The 1,071-nt window shown below is 68.3% G+C and carries 1 protein-coding gene; it reads left to right on the forward strand.

Annotated elements, in window-relative coordinates:
- Positions 1-401 precede the first annotated feature (401 nt).
- On the forward strand, positions 402-644 hold the full coding sequence (locus tag ACFVXE_RS39235; RefSeq protein ID WP_389678606.1) for a hypothetical protein: 243 nt from the start codon (positions 402-404) through the stop codon (positions 642-644).
- Positions 645-1,071 lie beyond the last annotated feature (427 nt).

Consider the following 1,071-nt stretch of genomic DNA (forward strand, 5'->3'; position numbering starts at 1 on the left):
CCCCCACCGCCCCCATGAACGCCGTACCGTCACCGCAGTGAAAGAACGACCGCGGGTCCTGCCAGGAGAATCAGACCCGATGACCCCCACCCGGGTGCTGATGATCGCGGTGTACTGCGTGGCGTAAGGCATCGCCGTTTACGCCGGAGCAATCGCGCTCGACTCCGGAGACGCCCTGTACGCGGTCGGCCTGTTCGGCACGTCGATCGGGCTCCTGCTCGGCATACACCGCGAGGCCCGCCACGCCGCCCGCTTGGTCCGCGTCGCCGCCACCTTGCCTCTGCCGAAAACCTCATCCGTGCAGGTGGGAGGCGGTATGCGGGTTTCGCGGTCCCCGACGCTGGGTGCTCGGACCGGGGACTCTGGCGCGAGTGCTGGTTACTACGGGAGCATGATCGATCGTGCTGCTGCGACTGGCCTACCTGGGTGTGACGAACGCGTTCGCCATACTGCGCTTGCTGCCGATGAGCGACCGCGACAAGGACGTGGAAATCTTGGCGCTGCGTCATCAGATCACGGTGCTGGAGCGACAACTGGGCGGGGACAGGCTGCGGTTCGGGCCGAGCGATCGGGCGTTCCTGCACCCGCTCCCCCGGGACGTGCTGCGCAGGGTGCGGCTGCTGGTACAGCCGGACACGGTGTAGCGATGGCACCGCGACATGGTCGCACGTCATCACGCAGCGCGGTCTCGGCCGAAGCGCTCGGGCCGGCCACGGACCATCCACTCGATCCGCGCCCTGGTGCGCGGCGGTGCTGGACACGGCTGCCGTCGGCGGTGTGGATCTCGTGGAGCCGCACGGTGTGCTCTTCGGTAGCCGCGTAGAGCTGGACCGGGATCGAGACCATCCCGAAGGCGATGGTGCCCGACCAGGTAGCGGTGGCACTCATGGTTCCAGCGTCGGCGGCCGTGGCTCCCCTAGCATCCGGGAGGGAAGCCACGGCCGCGTGAGGGCAGGGGGCTTGGTCAGCGGTGGCGGAGTTCCTCAGCCCAGTGCCGGAGCTGGTCCTCGATGACCAGGTTGTCGCCGCGGGGTTCCTCCAGCAAGAAGGCAGCCATAACCGGGGTTACCT

It is taken from the genome of Streptomyces sp. NPDC058231 (assembly GCF_042882275.1).
In the GTDB taxonomy this organism is placed as follows: Bacteria; Actinomycetota; Actinomycetes; order Streptomycetales; family Streptomycetaceae; genus Streptomyces.